Origin of the sequence: Pseudomaricurvus sp. (assembly GCF_965662505.1) — a bacterium.
Classification (GTDB): domain Bacteria; phylum Pseudomonadota; class Gammaproteobacteria; order Pseudomonadales; family Cellvibrionaceae; genus Pseudomaricurvus.
This window is the reverse complement of the sequence record NZ_CBFIHX010000072.1, coordinates 1-18726: the sequence shown is the minus strand read 5'-3', so window position 1 is coordinate 18726 and position 18726 is coordinate 1. Positions and strand designations below refer to the sequence as shown.

At 54.0% G+C, this 18726-nt stretch carries 15 protein-coding genes; 6 read left to right on the top strand and 9 right to left on the bottom strand.

Annotated elements, in window-relative coordinates:
• Nucleotides 1-440 precede the first annotated feature (440 nt).
• Nucleotides 441-1400 carry an integron integrase gene (locus ACTG33_RS11010; protein ID WP_439135262.1) on the top strand — a complete coding sequence of 320 codons (960 nt, stop codon included), beginning with the start codon at nt 441-443 and terminating at the stop codon, nt 1398-1400.
• Nucleotides 1401-1411: 11 nt separating this feature from the next.
• On the opposite strand, the gene parE is transcribed toward ACTG33_RS11010, so the two are convergent.
• The 7 genes from parE to ACTG33_RS10975 all read right to left on the bottom strand — a co-directional run bounded on the left by parE (nt 1412) and on the right by ACTG33_RS10975 (nt 10683).
• Entirely contained in the window at nt 1412-3331 is a 1920-nt protein-coding gene (gene parE, locus ACTG33_RS11005) for a DNA topoisomerase IV subunit B (protein WP_439135261.1), read from the bottom strand.
• 218 nt (nt 3332-3549) lie between these two features.
• Nucleotides 3550-4146, bottom strand: coding sequence for a YqiA/YcfP family alpha/beta fold hydrolase (locus ACTG33_RS11000; RefSeq protein WP_439135260.1), 597 nt, complete (start codon nt 4144-4146; stop codon nt 3550-3552).
• A gap of 66 nt (nt 4147-4212) precedes the next feature.
• Nucleotides 4213-4989 carry a 3',5'-cyclic-AMP phosphodiesterase gene (gene cpdA, locus ACTG33_RS10995; protein ID WP_439135259.1) on the bottom strand — a complete coding sequence of 259 codons (777 nt, stop codon included), beginning with the start codon at nt 4987-4989 and terminating at the stop codon, nt 4213-4215.
• Between the two features lie 295 nt (nt 4990-5284).
• Entirely contained in the window at nt 5285-5734 is a 450-nt protein-coding gene (locus ACTG33_RS10990; RefSeq protein WP_439135258.1) for a DUF1249 domain-containing protein, read from the bottom strand.
• A gap of 72 nt (nt 5735-5806) precedes the next feature.
• Nucleotides 5807-6436: an NUDIX domain-containing protein gene (locus ACTG33_RS10985; protein ID WP_439135257.1), complete on the bottom strand. Its 630-nt coding sequence runs from the start codon at nt 6434-6436 to the stop codon at nt 5807-5809.
• A 16-nt stretch (nt 6437-6452) separates the two neighbouring features.
• On the bottom strand, nt 6453-8903 hold the full coding sequence (locus ACTG33_RS10980; RefSeq protein ID WP_439135256.1) for a tetratricopeptide repeat protein: 2451 nt from the start codon (nt 8901-8903) through the stop codon (nt 6453-6455).
• A gap of 208 nt (nt 8904-9111) precedes the next feature.
• Nucleotides 9112-10683, bottom strand: coding sequence for an arylsulfatase (locus tag ACTG33_RS10975; RefSeq protein ID WP_439135255.1), 1572 nt, complete (start codon nt 10681-10683; stop codon nt 9112-9114).
• A gap of 189 nt (nt 10684-10872) precedes the next feature.
• On the opposite strand from ACTG33_RS10975, the gene ACTG33_RS10970 reads away from it, so the two are divergent.
• Nucleotides 10873-11835, top strand: coding sequence for a LysR family transcriptional regulator (locus ACTG33_RS10970; protein ID WP_439135254.1), 963 nt, complete (start codon nt 10873-10875; stop codon nt 11833-11835).
• A gap of 13 nt (nt 11836-11848) precedes the next feature.
• Here ACTG33_RS10970 and ACTG33_RS10965 read toward each other — a convergent pair whose 3' ends face one another.
• Complete coding sequence (locus ACTG33_RS10965) at nt 11849-12322, bottom strand: hypothetical protein (protein WP_439135253.1); 474 nt, start codon at nt 12320-12322, stop codon at nt 11849-11851.
• Between the two features lie 466 nt (nt 12323-12788).
• Between ACTG33_RS10965 and ACTG33_RS10960 the strand changes: the two genes are divergently transcribed.
• On the top strand, nt 12789-14204 hold the full coding sequence (locus ACTG33_RS10960) for a TolC family outer membrane protein (protein ID WP_439135252.1): 1416 nt from the start codon (nt 12789-12791) through the stop codon (nt 14202-14204).
• Between the two features lie 197 nt (nt 14205-14401).
• Here the strand turns inward: ACTG33_RS10960 and waaA are convergent, their stop codons facing one another.
• Nucleotides 14402-15673: a lipid IV(A) 3-deoxy-D-manno-octulosonic acid transferase gene (gene waaA, locus ACTG33_RS10955; protein WP_439135251.1), complete on the bottom strand. Its 1272-nt coding sequence runs from the start codon at nt 15671-15673 to the stop codon at nt 14402-14404.
• A gap of 148 nt (nt 15674-15821) precedes the next feature.
• Here waaA and ACTG33_RS10950 point away from each other — a divergent pair, with 148 nt between their 5' ends.
• The 3 genes from ACTG33_RS10950 to ACTG33_RS10940 are packed head-to-tail and all read left to right on the top strand — an operon-like array spanning nt 15822 to nt 18567.
• Nucleotides 15822-17081, top strand: coding sequence for an FAD-dependent oxidoreductase (locus tag ACTG33_RS10950; protein ID WP_439135250.1), 1260 nt, complete (start codon nt 15822-15824; stop codon nt 17079-17081).
• Between the two features lie 5 nt (nt 17082-17086).
• On the top strand, nt 17087-17908 hold the full coding sequence (locus tag ACTG33_RS10945; protein WP_439135249.1) for an aldo/keto reductase: 822 nt from the start codon (nt 17087-17089) through the stop codon (nt 17906-17908).
• Between the two features lie 2 nt (nt 17909-17910).
• On the top strand, nt 17911-18567 hold the full coding sequence (locus ACTG33_RS10940) for a hypothetical protein (protein ID WP_439135248.1): 657 nt from the start codon (nt 17911-17913) through the stop codon (nt 18565-18567).
• Nucleotides 18568-18726 lie beyond the last annotated feature (159 nt).

The following is an 18726-nucleotide window of genomic DNA, read 5'->3' as shown; positions in this document are numbered from 1 at the left end:
CGTATGCACCTGCTGTCTTTATTGATACCAGTGAAGAAAAATCTGCATAGGGAATGCAGCCTTTAGTTAATGGCATCTCATCCGCGACGACTGATAGCAATTTAGATTCGTAGTTTTCCATACTGATGCCTAACATTTGTATATAGAGCCGGCTCGCTTTGCAAAAAAGCATTCAGCCGCCAGGGAGAGGTATCACTTTGAAATTAAAGAGAAAATAGAAATTGCTGCGTATTCCCTTCAGCTAAAAGCGAGCCGGCTCGTTAATTGAGGATATGGGGTTTCCCCAAATCTACTTCCCTGAACCTGTATGTCATTGATTCTGCATTGATTACCAATTAATACCAGAACAAAGCGAGCCATTCAACCAGCTATCATCATCGTGAATTTGACACACCACAAAACACTGTATATAAATACAGAAACTCATGGAGGAGTTACGCATGGCCAGCCCATTTCTAAATAGCATCAGAGATGAAATTCGCTTACGTGGTTACAGCTTACGCACTGAAAAAACATACATTCATTGGATCAAACGTTATATCTACTTCTTAGAAAAGAAGCATCCAAAAGACTATGGAGCTGCAGAGGTTACCCGTTATCTCACTCACTTGGCCGTTGAGCGTAAAGTTGCGATAAACACGCAAAAAGTTGCGCTAAATGCATTAGTCTTTATGTACCACAAAGTATTAAAGCAGGAGTTAGGCGAGCTGGGATTTAGCTTAGCCACAAAACAACGGCACTTACCCACCGTACTGGAACCCGCTGAAATCGCGGAACTCATGACTCATCTGAAACCACGAGATCACCTGATTATCGGCTTACTCTATGGCAGCGGTTTGCGAATTTCTGAGTGTTTGCGGTTACGTATTCAGGATCTTGACTTGAAACGCTTAGCTTTGACTATTCGAGATGGTAAAGGTAACAAGGATCGACAAACCTTATTACCCCATTCGTTAATAGATGCGATAAAGCAGCAACTTGAATTTGCCCAGCACTGCCAACAACAGGATAAAGACAAGGGCTTCGGCACATCTCTACCTCTGGCCCTGTCTCGCAAGTACCCCAACGCACCAAGAACTACAGCCTGGGCATTTTTATTCCCTGCGTCATTACTCTGTGCTCACCCGGATACCGGAGAACTGTGTCGCCACCACTTGCATCAAACAGTAATACGAAAAGCCTTACGTAAAGCGGCCATTGCAGCCAACCTGTCACATAAGCGCATTACCTGCCATACATTCCGGCATTCCTTTGCCACACAATTATTACGTGGCGGTACTGACATTCGTACCGTACAGGAACTGCTGGGCCACAATGACGTAAAAACCACTCAGATATACACCCATGTGATTGGTCAGTATTACGCTGGAACTCACAGCCCAATGGATTCCCTTTCATAAAACTGGAAAGTTTACGGCACAGGCTCTTCAACCAACCCCGCTTCCAATCCCGTTTCTGCCAGATTACCTTTGGATTCCAGCCAGCTCTTGCGATCAGAGGCGCGCTTTTTACCCAGCAGCATGTCGAGGATTTGATTGGTGTCGTCACCAGGCTCGATGTTCAGTTGCACCAGCCGACGGGTGTCTGGATCCATGGTGGTTTCGCGCAGTTGCAGCGGGTTCATTTCACCCAGACCTTTAAAGCGCTGTACGCCGATCTGTCCTTTTTTCTTTTCGGCCTTGATGCGATCCAATACACCATCTTTCTCGGCTTCGTCGAGGGCGTAATACACTTCTTTGCCAACATCGATACGGTAAAGCGGCGGCATGGCAACATACACATGACCGGCAGCGACCATCGGTTTGAAGTGACGCACGAACAGAGCGCAGATCAAGGTGGCAATGTGCAAACCATCGGAGTCGGCATCGGCGAGGATGCAGATTTTGTGGTAACGAAGATTCGTCAGATCATCAGAACCGGGATCGATCCCCAGCGCCACGGAAATGTCGTGAATCTCCTGCGACGCCAGCACTTCCTGGCTGTCCACTTCCCAGCTGTTGAGAATTTTACCGCGCAGCGGAAGAATCGCCTGATACTCACGATCCCGCGCCTGCTTGGCAGAGCCACCGGCCGAGTCCCCTTCCACCAGAAACAGCTCACCGCGCTCGGGCTCACCGGTCGAACAGTCAGCCAGTTTGCCCGGCAGTGCAGGCCCTTGGGTGATTTTTTTACGGGCGACTTTTTTACTGGAGCGGACTCGCTTCTGAGCATTGCTGATGCAGAACTCAGCCAGTTTGTCGCCGTCCTCTGTGTGCTGATTGAGCCACAGACTGAAGGAGTCTTTGGCCACGCCCGACACAAAGGCAGCGGCTTCACGGGAGGACAGTCGCTCTTTGGTTTGACCTGAGAATTGCGGATCAGCCAGTTTGGACGACAACACATAGCAACAGTTGGCCCAGATATCGTCCGGCGCCAGCTTCACGCCGCGCGGTAACAGGTTGCGAAACTCACAGTATTCCCGCAACGCATCCAGCAGACCGGTGCGCAGACCGTTAACATGGGTACCGCCCTGAGCCGTCGGAATCAGGTTGACGTAACTTTCCTGAATCAGTTCACCGCCTTCCGGCAACCACTGTACCGCCCAGTCAGCGGCTTCGGTCTGACCGGTAAAGGTACCGATAAACGGCTCCTGCGGCAGGCTTTCCCAGCCGTTGGTGGCAGCCATCAAGTAATCTTTAAGACCGTCTTCGTAAAGCCACTCATCGGTCTCGCCACTCTGTTCATCTTTGAAAATGACCCGCAGTCCAGGGCACAACACCGCCTTGGCTCGCAGGATATGACGCATACGGGAAACGGAGAACTTGGGGGAATCAAAATACTTGGGGTTCGGCAAAAAGCGCACGCTGGTGCCGGTATTGCGCTTGCCGCAAGTGTCGATGACCGCCAGATCGGTGGCTTTGTCGCCATCCTTAAACGCCATACGATGGACTTGGCCATCGCGCTTGATGGTAATTTCCAGCGCCTGTGACAGCGCGTTCACCACCGACACCCCCACGCCGTGCAGACCGCCGGAGAACTGATAGTTGTCGTTGGAGAATTTACCCCCGGCGTGCAGAGTCGAGAGAATCACTTCAACCCCGGGCTTACCCTGTTCGGGGTGGATATCCACCGGCATGCCGCGACCGTCGTCGGAACAGGTGATGGATTGGTCTTTGTGAAGAATAACTTCAATATTCTTGGCGTGCCCCGCCAGCGCCTCATCGACACTGTTATCGATCACCTCTTGCGCGAGGTGGTTGGGGCGCGTGGTCTCGGTGTACATGCCCGGACGCTTTTTGACCGGATCCAGGCCCGTGAGGACTTCAATATCTTCTGAGGAATAGTTCGCCATACAGTGGTCTTACAATCTCAACGGCTTTAAAACCTGCTCGCGATCTTAAAACCTGGGTTTAATTCGAATATCGACAGTCAGCGGCGGCTGATCTGTTGTTTTTTTGTGCACTTCGACAGGGATTCAATCAACCCTGCCGTCAACGGCAATCAGGTTGTTGTTGTACCACATATCAAGGTGCTATCACATATGAGGACGGTACCACATATCGGGGCTGCTCACGCGGAGGCAAAGAGGAAATCGACAATCTCGGGCAGGTGCGCCTCGTAATGCTGAAAACTGTGATCGCCACCCTCTTCAATGTGCTGACGGCAACCCTGATAGCGTTCTTCCGCTTGACGGTAATCCAGAGTTTCATCCCCGGTTTGCGCCAGTAACCAGTAACGGCTGAGATCCTTCAGCTCTGGCCGATAGGCTTGTCGGAACTGCTCACCGTGTTCGGGCAGCATGAGGTAGGTGTCGTCGGTGTGATAGTTCTTCTGCGGCTCGCCATTCAAACGATCCGTCAACTCAAAGGGACGCACCGAAGGATTGATCAACACCGCTTTGGCGTTGTAGTGCTCCACCAGCCAGGTAGACCAGAAGCCACCCAGCGAACTGCCCACCAAGCCCACGGTTTGATCGCCCAATTGATTCATCATGTCCCTGAGTTGGCGTTCGGTTTCCAACGGATAGGGGCTAAGATGCGGACAGTGGTATTGGATATCGGGGCGATGCTCAAGCAGCCACTGCTGAGTGACCTGAGCCTTGACTGACTGTGGGGAACTTAGGAAACCGTGGATGTAAACCAGCGTTGACGTAGGGACAGGAGGCATAAGAAAAGGGCGCTTTGAGTGTGTATCGGTGCTCTCAGCGGCAATGTATGAGCAGCTATTGACTGATCAGTAACCTGCAGAGGCAAAGTCGATACCGTAGGCTTTTTCGTCGACGCGTTCAACTCCCGTCTCCAGACGTCCATCCTGATGCAGATTGAACCAGCGGTAACCGGGCATGGTGTCATCCAGGGCGAAATCGTCGCTGTTGGGCTTAAACTGGATGCAGGTCGATGGGGTTGCGTACAAGCTGTAGTGCTGATGGCGCGTGTGATAATCCTGATGCACATGCCCCCATACCAATCCTTTCACCTGGGGGTATTCACTGAGAATATCCAGCAGTTGCGGGCCGTTGCTGATCACATACTGATCGAGCCAGTCACACCCCACAGGCACCGGTTGATGATGCACAAATACCAGAGCGTGCTTGTCACAGGTGTCCAGGCAGCGGCGCAGACGCTCGAGCTCAGTTTCGGCAATCTCGCCGCGCTCTTCGTGGGGAATACTGGAATTGAGCAGAATCAGCTGCCAGTGCTCAAATTCAATATGCTCGCGCTGTACCTGCTCTCGGGGAAACTGCTGCATCAGATCGTCGAGATCGTGATTGCCCGACAACCAGGCCACCGGACGATCGAACTGGGCTTTCAGGGAGCCGAGGAAACGCTCGTAGGCTTCCACAGCGCCATCACTGGCGACGTCACCGGAAGCGACGACAAAGTCAGCGTCTTTTTCATGACAGGAAAGGCGATGCAGAACATCGGCGAAGCTTTCATCAGTATCCAGCCCCAGCAGGGACTCGCCCTGATGGGAGCCTAGGTGACAATCGGTGATTTGGATTAACCGCATGGGCGACAACATCTTAGTACTATACACAATTCTCAAGTCCATCTTGTCTTCTCAATCATCCTTGAATTGCAAGGGTTATAGTGCCAGTACGCGCCACAAAAAGCACTCCATGTACTTAATTTCATCCACTGAGGCGGTATCCAACAGACCATTCGATCAACCTGATCGCTCAGACAGTTACAGCACGCGATAACAACAATCGGTTACAACTGTCTATGAGGAAATTATATCAGCCCGATTGGGCCTGCATGGGAGAAGAGAGGAGGAATTGCCTGAACCCCGTCACAAATCCACATCAAAGTGGTACAACTTGACAACTTTGACCGTGGGCGAGGCTGTGACTGAGCCAGTCTTCAAGAAAACGATTGAACTGCGCCTTTTCGTCGCGCTGGTACATTTTCTGATTGGGGTAATCGTATTTGGGGCGCACGCGACGGTGCTCCTGCCAGGCAACCACTTCGGCCATTCGGGCATCGTGATACAGGCGTACCTGCAATTGAGGGGAGCTGCCCCAGTGCTGCAAACCGTTGCGCTGAGTGACCTCCAGCATGGTGGTGTATCGGGCTCGCTCGGTGACACGCAGGGAGATATTCCAGGTGGATTCTCCAGCCTGAACATCGTACTGCCACTGATCGCGCTGATCGAAGGTAGGCATCAACTTCAGCAGACGGGCGTAATTCGCCTCGCAGCAAGCCATTTGACCCGCCAGATCGACTTTGTAACGACCGGGCCCTTTATTCAGCATAAGTACCTCATACACTCTTTGGCAGCTTCAGGTTAGCAACACAAACCTCAGTTTACCCCATTCACCACGCGCTTACCTGTGCTCTTGCTGCAGACGCGGGCGGTTCATTTGCAACCATTGCAGTGAAATCATGGTGGCGGCGTTGTTAAAGCGACCGCTGTAGAGTTCGGCAAAAACCTCAGCCGCAGGGATAATAAGCAGGCGAATATCTTCCCCCTCTTCGTCCAGCCCACTGACGCCACCGTCCAGACCGTCCAGGTTCGCCAGCGCGCAGTAAACGTGCAGACGCTCATCACAGCCGCCGGGCGAGGCCATATACTGACAGATGTATTCCACGTGGGATGGCGTGATATCAGCTTCTTCCTGCATCTCCCGCCAGACGACGGCTTCGGTCGTCTCACCGGGCTCTACCATACCCGCCACCACTTCGAGGCACCAAGGTCCATTGGGGTCAGCGAATGCGCCAGGGCGGATCTGCTCCACCAGTCCGATCAAATCATTGGCGGGGTCGTAGAGCACCGCCCCCACCGCATCGCCGCGAAACAACACTTCGCGACTAATAGTCTCGCTCCAGCCACCACGGTAGCGTTTGTGGCGATAGTGCAGGCATTCCATCCGGAAAAAGCCTTTGTAGAGCGACTCACGCTCCAGTATTTCCACATCATCGAGCCCAAAAGGGGGCTTTAAAAAATCCTTCGTCATCCTAGAACCTTCTACCTCAATTTCCAAAATGCTGCTGCAGCTGCTGTACCATCTGTTGCCAGCGTGTGTCTCCCGGCGCCATATCCGACAGACGCTGAGCGTATTTGAGCATCATCGCCCCATTGCCGCTGCGCTGAGCGGCACTGAACATGGCCATCAGCGTATCGCGATCCATCGGGTACATGGTCAGCACCCGCTGCCACTCCCTCATTGCAGCGCTGTCCTGCCCCAATTGTTGCAGAATCAGCCCGTAAACATAACCGTAGCGGGCGTTGCCCGGCTGCAGCTTGGCGGCTGCCTCCAGAGCTTTCAACGCGTGCGCGTAATTCTTTTGTCGCACCAGAGACAGCCCCAGCGAGTGGTGTAACGGCGCGGCCTGTGGCAGTTTTTCCAGTCCCTGGCGCAGGGTTTCCAGCACCTTCTGCTCATCATTGGTCTGACGGTAAAGATCCGCCAGATTCAAATACGCGACCATCTGGCTGCTGTTGATGTTCAGAGCCTGCCGATACGCTGCTTCGGCACCGGTTAAATCGCCCTGACGCAAACGATACACGCCCAGCGCCATCTGCCCGTCGGCGGTGTCCTGATCGCGAGTCAAAAATGCCTGATACTCCTGCTGCAAGGCTTTCAGGCTGTCCTGTTCAGCAGGTGACAGCGTACTGGCATCAACATCCGCAGTGTTTTCTGCCACCGTCAGACGCACCTGCTTGCTGCTGTCATTGACCAGTGATTTCAACTCTTCCCAGCGCTGCTCCGGCGGCAATGTCGTCAGCACCCGCACAGCCGCTGACCGCACCATGGCATCGTCATTGTGCAGCTGGGTTTGAGCCACCAAAACAGACTGTGGCGACAGATGGTTTTCCAGCGCCAAAACCGCCGAGGCCTGCACCATATCGGGGATGTTGCGCGCCATGGCCAGTTTCATCAATCGCTGCGCTGCATCCGGCGCACCGCTGAGACCTGGCAGCAGGTCGTCACTGAAGTGCCATTTGCGCTTTTTACCCGACGCCTTCATCCACTGATCCACCGCCGTACTGGCCCAGGCCGGATCCTTGTCAGTGTGACACTGATTACAGGCGTTGGGCGTGCCGAACTTGGCACTCAGGTCAGGACGCGGTATCCGCAAGCTGTGATCCCGTCGAGGATCGACCACCATGTACGTAGTCTCCGGCATATGACAGCTGACACACTGGGCACCGGCTGATCCCACCGGGTGGTGGTGGTGCTCCGGCTGATCAAACACATCCGGACGATGACACTGGGCACAAACACCGTTGCCCTCCACTTTCAGCTTCAGGCTGTGAGGCTCGTGACAATCACTGCACACCACGCCCTGCTGGTGCATTTTACTCTGCAAAAATGAGCCCAGTACGTAGACCTCGTCGCGAATCTGGCCATCGCCGTAATACAGTGGCTGTTCCACCAGCTGCAACCGGTCTTTCTGATGAAAATCGCCCGGCAGGTTCTGATTGTCCAGCATGGACCGGCGCGAGTGACAGGTACCACAGACGCTCAACTGCTCACTGTCCACACCAACTGCCTGAGGGTTTTGCGCCGTAACGGAGTCTTCCGTGTGCAGCCACTGCCCCACGGGATCGAGTGAGCGATCAAAACCGTGATGGTCGCTCGTGGCTGGATGGCTATTCTGTACCTGATCACCAGTCTGTGCCTGATCACTATTCTGTACTTGATGATTGTCCGCGGTCACCGCCTTGCCGTCGGTTTTGCCGGACGACTGCATTAACTGGACGTGCTTGCTGCCCGGTCCGTGGCAGGCTTCGCAACTCACATTGATTTCCGACCAGCCGGTATCGTAGCTGTGGCTCTCCAGATCGTAATTGCGTTGTAAATTGGTGGAGTGACAATCGGCACAGCGGTTGTTCCAGTTTTGGTAAGGACCGGTCCAGTGCAGGGCGTCATCGAAGGGAATCGCTTCATCCGGGTAGAGGTGAAACCAGCGCTGGCCGCCCTCTTTTTTCGAGCGACTGTCCCAAGACACCCCCAGCGCCTGCAAATGCCCATCGCCAATCGACAACAGATACTGCTGCAGCGGGTAGTACCCAAACGTGTAGAGCACCTCGAAGGTTTCCTGCTCACCTTTAGCATTGTCAGTCGTGACCCAGTACTTGCCGTCTTTTTGGGTAAATCGGGTTTTCTCACCGTAGTGATCAAACGTCACATCATTGAAATCAGCCAGTACCGACTGATCGTCAGCCGGCTTCATCGCCCAATCGTGATCAGAACCCTGCCAGAGTTGATCCTGCTGCTGATGGCAATCGCTGCACACTTCACGGCCGACAAATTCGGCGTGCAGGCGCGGATCTGAAGTGAGACTAGCCTCAACGTCATCCGTCGCCATTGCTGACATCGACAAGCCACTCACCATCAACGTGATAAGAAAGCGTGCAGTGACAGGGAGAAACGAACGAGAAATATGGAAGCGTAGCGTATTCAACAGATAGTTCACGGGCATCCTGCAGTGATCTACGCCGGACTTTATCAACGCCAGCGTGTATGAGTTGTATTGTATTTGAGTGATTTTAACGATGAGAGTAAAGATCAGAGTGTAGTGCAGTTTTCTGTATGACCGGAAGCCTTGATCACAAATAAGTGCCTGAAAACAAAAACGCCGCCCAAAGCGGGCGGCGTTTGCAGGCTGAGTACCGGTGAAAATATTATTTGCCGGAACGAAATTTCGTCATGTCATTCATAATACCGTCAACCGTAAAACTGTTAGGAGCCTGACGAGCGGGGAATTCCTTAAACGTCTGGGCAAACCGCAAGGCTCTCGCGGAACCGTAGAAGATTCTGCCGGCGTTATTTTCCCACCAGGTGTCGTAGTTGTTGGCATCGGTGTCCGCGCGCTCGAAAGGATCGCGACGCAGATGAAACAGTTTAGGAATACGCAATTTCACAAACGGCTCACGCCAGACATCGAAACGGTGAGCGCGCTGCTCGGCGTACACCACTTTCCAGTCACCGGAACGAATGCCGAGAAAATCACCGTCGTCACTGAAGTAGAAGAAATCCATCCGCGGCCCTTCTTTCTCTTTGCCCGTGAGATAAGGCAGGAAATTAAAACCGTCCAGATGCACTTTAAACTGCTTACTGCCGAAGGAGCGACCTTTCTTCAGCTCTTCGACCACCTTGTCATCACCAACCGCTGCCATCAGCGTTGGCACCCAATCCAGGTGAGACATGATGGCGTTTGAGACCTGCCCCGGAGCAATTTTGCCCGGCCAGCGCACCAGAGCCGGAACACGGAAGCCCCCTTCCCAGTTAGTGTTTTTCTCACTGCGGAACGGGGAGATCGCCGCATCAGGCCAAGTGTTGTAGTGCGGACCGTTGTCGGTGGTGTAAAGCACGATGGTGTTGTCTTCAATGCCCAGGTCTTTCAACTGCTGCAGCATTTCGCCCACCAGTGCATCGTGAGCCACCATCACGTCGTTATAAAAGCCCTGACCCGACTTACCCAGATGCTTTTTCGCGGGATGCGTCCAGAAGTGCATGCCGGTGGTGTTCAGCCAAACAAAGAAAGGCTTATCCGCCTTGTGAGCTCGATCGATAAAATCCTTCGCACTGCCCACAAATTCTTCATCGACGGTTTCCATGCGCTTTCTGTTCAGCGGGCCGGAATCTTTGATGCGGCCATCGGCAAAGCTGTGAATCACACCACGGGGGTTGGCAACCTTCTGAAACCAGGCATCCTGCGGGTAATCGGGATTTTCAGGCAGCTCTTCAGCATTCAGATGGTAGAGATTGCCCAGAAACTCGTCGAAACCGTGGTTGGTGGGCAGAAATTCATTGCGGTCACCCAGATGATTCTTGCCAAATTGTCCGGTGGCATAACCCAGCGGCTTGAGCATTTCCGCCAGTGTCGGATCCTCTTTCTGGATACCGGTATCGGCGCCCGGCGTACCCACTTTGGTCAATCCGGTACGCACCGGAATCTGTCCGGTAATAAACGCCGAACGACCCGCCGTGCAGCTCTGCTCACCGTAGTAATCGGTGAACATCATGCCCTCGCGGGCCAGACTGTCGATATTGGGGGTTTTGTAGCCCATCAGCCCGTGACTGTAGGCACTGATATTGGTTCGCCCGATATCATCGCCAAAAATGATCAGGATATTGGGTTTTTCTGCCGCCAGAGCGTCGGTGGCGCCCACAGCCAGTACCGCTGCGGCCAGTACGCGGGCCACCGCCTGACAGCGTTTTAATGGCAGGAACGTCGAAACGTATCGAATCATCTCTCACACCTCGGTTGTTATTATGGGTAAAGCCATTGTGAATAGGAGTTTAGTCACTCTTTTTACAAAAAGTGGGCCTAGATACAGGCTGATAAATACCGCATTACCTTACCCCGCCACCAGTTATATCTCTAATGACATTTTTTATATAAAATTCATAACCAAAGTAGAATATTGGTAAGGTGAAATATGCATGATGGTCTGCACACGATGAAGCGCTCCCCGCTTGCCCGACTGGACTTCAAACTGCTCTACGCCCTTCAGGTTCTGATTGAGGAGCGCAGCGTGACTCGCGCCGCGGAGCGGCTTTTCATCTCGCAGCCGGCCATGAGTAAAACTCTGGTTCGACTGAAAGAACTCTTTAATGACCCACTGTTTACCCGAACCGCTTACGGCCTGGTACCCACTCCCAAAACCGACGAGCTGGCTTTGCGCCTGCCGGCACTGCTGGGAGAGCTACAGGAATTAATGGATGGGGGAGAATTCGATCCCGCCGCCTGGCGCGGACGCTTTTCCCTGGGCTTGCCCCAGTGGATCTCAGAAATGAACCTGCCGCTGATTGTCCGTGCCCTGTGTGAACAGGCTCCGAATGTGCAACTGGCCAGTTGCGATATGCCGCCGGACTATCTGGAGCAGCTGGCCACCGGCAAGCTGGATTTTGCCATTCAGCGCCTGCAACCTGTGCCTGACGACTTTCTCAGTGTTCCCCTCGGCAGCGGCGACGCCGGTTGCCTGATGCGTGTGGGGCACCCTCTCAGCCAGCTATCCACCCTCAGTCTTGAAGACTATCTGAGCTATCCACATATCCGAGTGTCATTTCCGGGTATGACCGATGACAACACCGGCATCATCGATCAGGTTTTGAAAGAGCAGCAGCTCAGCCGTCGTATTGCGTTTGATACCACACAGCTGACTGCGGCTCTGGAAACACTGATGAACACCGATTGCCTGATGGTAGGCCCTCATCACCTCACCATGATGGGCAACTATCAACACAAACTGCATTCAGTACCCTTCCCGTCCCCACTGCGCTTCCCCAAACTGCCGTTTGCCTTGCTGCAGCACCGGCGCACGGAAAAGAGCCCGGCTCATCGCTGGTTGCGGGAATTACTGCTCACACTGAGCCGTCAGAGCCTGAGTCAGATGTCATGAAGCCGGGCGGATATCAGGAGCGAGCGGGCTGCAGCTCCGACAGGACTTCAGACACCAACTGACTCAGGCGCTGGCGCTTGGCGTCATCCGGGGCGTGGGGTTCGGCAAAGGTCTGCAAAGCACTGCGCCATACCCCTTGCTTGGTTTCTGAATCCCAGATTCCTAACAGTAAAGTTCCCTTGGGGTGTTCGGCATCCGAGGTACCTTCCAGACTGGGGAACAGACGGAAAACCGCTTGCGTTTTAGCACTGGCCTCGCCATCGCCCAGCACCATAGCGCCCACCACCTGATAACGGGTGGGGCCCTGCGCAAACATAAAACCTTTCGCTTCCATCTGCGTCTGTATTTCCTGCTGAATCCAGGCAGGCACTGCGCCTTTATCCGGCAAACTGGCGATAACCGCGTCGCTGTTGCTATCCCCGCTGGGCGCCAGCACGCCTGCCACATCCGCATACCAACTCAACGGCGTGGTCGAGGTCACGGGCATATCCGGACCTGATACGGTCACTGAAACCTTTTGCTTTAACGGATCTTTCCGCGCAGACGAATCCGGCGAAGCTGAACAGGCGGCCAGCAGAATGGCTGACAAAATGATTGTCAGACTGCGAAGGAACACAGTGTGCGCAGGAAGAAACACTGTTCGCATAGGAAAAAATAACGTACGTATTGGAAGAAACAAGGTGTGCATAGGGAGAGCTCGATCAATGGAAGGGAAGCAATAATCAGTACGACAGACACAAAAACACCTGAAACAACATGAGCTTAGCAGATGAATATCTGACCACGCTTTAATGAATCAAAAATTAAGCCAGCGCCCACACTATTAACACTAATTTACGGCAACCGCGCAGGCTACAGCTCGACGCTTCCGGCACAAACCGCTAAACTCGCGGGATCATTTCATCACAGAAAGGCTAACACTAGCCCTTTTTCAGCCAGATACGGGAAGATCTATGTTTAAGCGACGCTTAACCCTTGGCTTGGCAGGCGCTCTAAGCCTGTGCGCCTTAAACCTGCATGCCGACACCCTGCAAGATATTTATTTGCGCGCGCTGGACAACGACCATCAACTCAAAGCCGACACCGCCGCCTACCGTGCAGGCAAAGAAGCCCTGACCATCGGTCGCTCTGCGCTGCTGCCACAGATCAATGCCGAGGCGTCCTACGCTGAGTCGGAACAAACGACTATTGGCAACTTGAACAGCCTAGGGCAACAATCTCAAGGCTCCACTGACATCGAATCCGAAAACGAAGCCTATTCCGTCAGCCTGACCCAACCGCTGTTTAATATGTCCGCCTGGTTTGGTTACCAACAAGGCATCGCACTCAGCGACCAGGCCGAAGCCCAATTCAGTGCCGATCAGCAGTCGTTGATCGTTCGCGTCTCGGAAGCTTACCTGAACGTACTTCGCGCTATCGACAATATGAAAACCGCGCAGTCCGAAGAAAAAGCCTTGAGCCATCAGTTGGAGCAAACCAAGCAGCGTTTTGATGTGGGTCTGACCGCGATTACCGATGTGCACGAAGCCCAGGCCGCTTACGACAACGCCACGGCAACCACCCTCGAAGCACTGGGTAATCTCGGTATTGCGTTTGAAGCCCTGGAAGTGCTCACCGGACGCCCGGAGAACACCGTGGCACCGTTGGTGGACAACTACCCAGTGATTAAACCCACCCCGCTGGAACGCAGTGAGTGGGTCGATTTTGCCCTGGAAAACAACTATTCGCTCAAGGTTGCCAAGCTCAATGCCGAGGCCTCCGGCGAGAATGCCCGCGCCAAAGCTTCTGGCCACCTGCCCACGGTAACCGCCAGCTATTCCTACAGCAACCGCGACGACACCAATACCGATCTGTTCTACGGTTCCGGTGGAGGCATTCCTAACGACAGCCGAGTCGATGATCGCTCCACCATTGCGGTGCAGTTGAATGTCCCTATTTTCAGCGGCTTGCGCGTCTCCGGTGAGCGTCGTCAGGCCTACGCACAGTCCATGCAAGCCGAAGAACTCTTCAATCAAACCCAGCGTGACACCATTCAGGCAACCCGCTCCCTGCACTTGTCTGTGGTGGCCAATGTGGCTCAGGTGAATGCCCGTAAACAGGCCATCACCTCCAGCAAAAGTGCACTGGAAGCCACCCAGGCCGGTTACGAAGTGGGAACCCGCAATCTGGTTGATGTGTTAATTGCCCAACAGAATGTGTATCAGGCACAGCGCAACTACGACGATGCCCGTTACGGCTACATCCTCAACATGCTGCGCCTGAAGGAAGCCGCAGGCAACCTGACACCGGAAGATGTGCAGAAGCTTAACCGCTGGCTGGATGCCGAGAACCAAGTTGACCGCAGCACTTACGAAACCGCGGTCAGATAAAGAACCCTGTAGTCAGATAAAGAACCCTGTAGTCAGGCAGGTTTCTGACAGCATCAAAAAAGCCCGCCTTGAGTCATCAACGGCGGGCTTTTTTACGCTTTGGTTTTCTTACGCTTTAGTGTTCTTTCCGATTTAGCTTTCGAACAGCGCCTGTTTTTAGCCTAAGGCAATATAAGCCGCTAAACCAAAGTAAGTCGCTAAACCAATTTCTCTTCGATAACCGCCAACAATCGCTGCAAGGCGCCCCGGTTGGCCTCAGCCACCTGTCTGGCCGCCTCTCCCATACTCTCAGAGCGCACATCCGACGCCAGCAACTGATCCACCGCCACCGCCAGATCCGTGGGGGTTTCCACAATTTTTAGCCCCGAAGACTCCTTCAGTAGACGTGACACTTCAGCAAAGTTAAACAGTGAAGGGCCACAGAAAATAGGCTTGCCCCAGGCGGCGGGCTCAATCAGATTGTGACCGCCATTAGGCACCCAGGTGCCACCCATAAACACCACATCGGACGCACCTAACATGGGCAGCATTTCTCCCATGGTGTCACCCACCAGTACCTGGGTATCGGCCATCACGGTGCCGCCCTCGCTGTGTCGTTGAACGCGGTATTCCGCTTCGGCTTCGGTCACCACTCGATCAAAGCGCTCCGGGTGACGAGGCACCAGCACCAACAACAGATCAGGATTACTCGGCAACAGTTTTTCATAAGTCTGCAGCAACAGCGTATCTTCGCCCTGGTGAGTGCTGGCGGCCAGCAAGACCGGGCGTCGCCCCGTCCCCTGCCAGCGCTTGCGAATCACCTGCGCCTCTCGCCTCACTGCATCATCGAGCGTCAGATCAAATTTAATGTTACCGGTGATCGCCAGCGCGGTGAGGGGCAATCCCAGTCTAACAAAGCGTTCGCCGTCATCCCGATGCTGAGCCGCCACCATGGTGATCTGCTGAAGCATGGGTTTAGCCAGCGCCGAAAAGCGCGCATAACCACGCGCCGATTTCTCTGACAGTCGCGCGTTAGCCACCACCAGAGGGATCTGCCGCTGATGGCAGGCAGCGATGGTATTTGGCCACAGCTCGGTTTCCATGATGATCGCCAGAGCCGGTTGCGTGCGCCGCAGGAACCGCGCCAGACAGTCCGGCAGATCGTAGGGCGCATACACATGAAATACCGAATCACCCAGACTCGCCCGTACTCGCTCGGAACCCGTGGGCGTGGTGGTGGTGACGATCAGATCGTGATCGGGAAATGTGGATTGGAGCTGTTTGATCAATGGCAGAGCCGCCAGAGTTTCGCCTACGGACACCGCGTGTACCCAAATGGCTGGACGCTCTTTATGACGCGCCTCGAAGAAACCAAAACGCTCACTCCAGCGCCGCGCATATGCCGGTGCCGAACGGGCACGCCACAGCAAACGGGTGATCACCAGGGGCAGGCAAAGGTAAAAGAACAGACTGTAAAGCCAGCGCATCATAAGAAAAGTCGCGTCCTGCAGAAATCAACCGGCAGCATACCAGACCACGGTCACAAGCCAAGCAAAGCCACGCAAACAGACCGCCACCAACAAGGCTTTTTGCCTGGAAAAGCCGTATAATTGCGTAAATTCCCGATACGTGAACCTCATGTCGCAGAATATTGAACTCGACATCGCCATCATCGGCGGTGGTATTGCCGGGCTCTGGCTGATCAATCGCCTGCAAAGCGCCGGCTATCAATGCGCTCTGTTTGAAGCCCGTGCTCTGGGCAGCGACCAGTCCGTTGCCTCGCAGGGCATGATCCACGGCGGAATCAAGTACACCCTCAGCGGCGCTCTCACCGGAGCCTCCGAAGCCATTGCCGATATGCCCGCCCACTGGCAAGACTGTCTGGCCGGCTGTGGTGATGTCGATCTGCGTGGCGCCAATGTCCTCAGCGATCACTTTTACATGTGGTCAACCGCCAGCGTCACCTCCAAACTCACCACCTTCTTTGCCAGTAAGGCCACTCGCGGCCGCGTTGACAAAGTGAAAGCCAAAGACCGCCCGCCGATTTTTCAGAATGAGGCATTCAAAGGCCAACTCTACAAACTGGTGGATATCGTTCTGGATGTTCCGAGCGTTCTGAAAACTCTGGCTCATAATGTCCGCGGTAGAACCTATCAGCTGACTCAGGATCAAGCGCGCTGGGATAAAGACGATCAGGGTAATTGTCAGCTGCACATCCGCACCGCCAATGGCGACGAACTCTGCGTAAAAGCCAAGCAGTTTATCTTCAGTGCCGGACAAGGTAACGCCGCCCTACTGGAACAACTGGACGAACAAAGCCCCGCCATGCAGATTCGCCCACTGCAACAGGTCATGCTTAAGCTGGATGTGCCTTACAGCTTTTACGGTCACTGTCTGGGCACCGACAAAACACCACGCCTGACCATTTCCAGTCATCCCTGTCGTGACGGTAAGTGGGTCTGGTACCTGGGCGGCAGTCTGGCGGAAGACGGAGTGGATAAAGACCCCGACGCACTGATCCGCGGAGCCCATGCAGAACTCAAATCCTTGATGCCGTGGCTGGATTTATCTCGCGCACAGTGGGCAACCCTGCCGGTTAATCGGGCCGAGCCAAAACAAAAGAACTTGATGCGCCCGGACAAGGCCTATATTGGCAAAGCCAAACACTGTCGCAACCTGTCGGTTGTCTGGCCCACCAAACTGACACTGGCTCCCAACCTGGCCACCGAAACACTCGAGCTGCTTCGACAACAGGGCATTCACCCAGGCGGCGGCTCTGATCCGGCCGCACCTGCACCAGACCTCTCCGCACTGGATGCCCTGCCTCAGGCGCCCGTGGCGAAATCTCCCTGGGATTGTGCTGACTTCCGCAGCCTACCCGAAATCAACAATACCTGACTTCTATGGCGACTTTAGCAAACTACCGCAATCCCATTGGCAACACCGGACTGAGTGTCAGCCCCATCGGTCTGGGCACCGTTAAACTCGGCCGCAATCAAGGGGTGAAATACCCCACAGGCTTTGAACTGCCCAGCGATACTGCGGCCGCGAACTTAATCGATTTGGCCAAAGATTTGGGCATCAACCTGATTGATACCGCACCGGCTTATGGCATCAGCGAAGAACGTCTTGGACCTTTACTACGAGGCCAGCGTCACGACTGGGTGATTTGCAGCAAGGTTGGTGAAGAGTTTGAGCGCGGGCAATCGTCGTTTGATTTCTCCGCCCGGCATACCCGTCGCAGCGTGGAGCGCAGCCTCAAACGACTCGACACCGATATGATTGATCTGGTTCTGGTTCACTCTGACGGTAACGATCTGGATATTATTCGACAGGGTGAAGCACTGGGTACACTGGCAGACCTGAAACAGGAAGGACTGATCCGCGCCTTTGGGATGTCCACCAAAACGGTCGAAGGTGGCATTGAAGCGGCCAGACAAAGTGATTGTGTGATGGTGACCTACAACCTCAACCATCACCAAGAAGAACCTGTACTCGACTTTTGTCAAGCCAACAACAAAGGTGTTTTAATCAAAAAAGCACTGGCAAGCGGCCACATCACCCTCGATACCGATAGTGACCCGGTACAGGCCAGCATGAACTTTCTTTACGCTCACCGCGCCGTCAGCAGTGCCATCATTGGCACCATCAACCCCGATCATCTGGCCGACAACTGCGCTAAAGCCCTGACCTCCCTGCAACGCTTGCACGACGGTACCCCATAAGCATGAAGACCTTAAAAAACTCAGAACTCGACCGACTGATCGAGTCCGGCACCGTCATCGAAAAAGACCAGCACGGCCCCAAAGTCGTAGTCTTGGCTGAACATCGCTACCTGAAAATCTTTTACCATAAACACACGGTTTCCATGGCCAAACTGCGCTCTCGCGCGACACAATTCGCCACCAACGCCGCCAAGCTGAAAAAGCGCCACATCACCACCGTAGGCATTCTGGACACCTTTAAAACCGACAATCCCCGGCGCGATTGCGTCCTCTACCACGGTATCCCAGGCGATACCGTACGCAAGGTCATGCAAGACAACTCCAAAGACCCTGAACTCTCCCGTCGTCTAGGCGCTTACATCGCCGAACTGCACGATGCCGGCGTGATGTTCCGCTCGCTGCACTTCGGCAACATCATTCAGCTGCCGGATGGTAAGTTTGGGTTGATTGATATCGCCGATATGCGAGTGAATGTGTTTCGATTGAGCAATTGGCAGAGAAAGCGAAACTTTCAGCATGTGTTTCGCTACAAGGAAGATATGAAAACGGTCAATCTGGATACGTTTATTCAGGGATACCAGACCGAGAGCGGCAGTCAGGGGGGCAGGCTGCGCTATTTTGAAGAGATCATTCGGAAGGCTGTGTCGGCGATACAATAAGTCGGCTTCTCGTAGCCAGCTCTGCCTTTAAGTTTTCTAATCCTGATCTTTAATCTTTTCCACAATGGCAGTAGTCGAACAATCGTCAAAGAAACTCAACACCTTCACTTCACCGCCGTAGGCTTTGACAATTTCCCAGCCCACAACTTGATCCTGAGT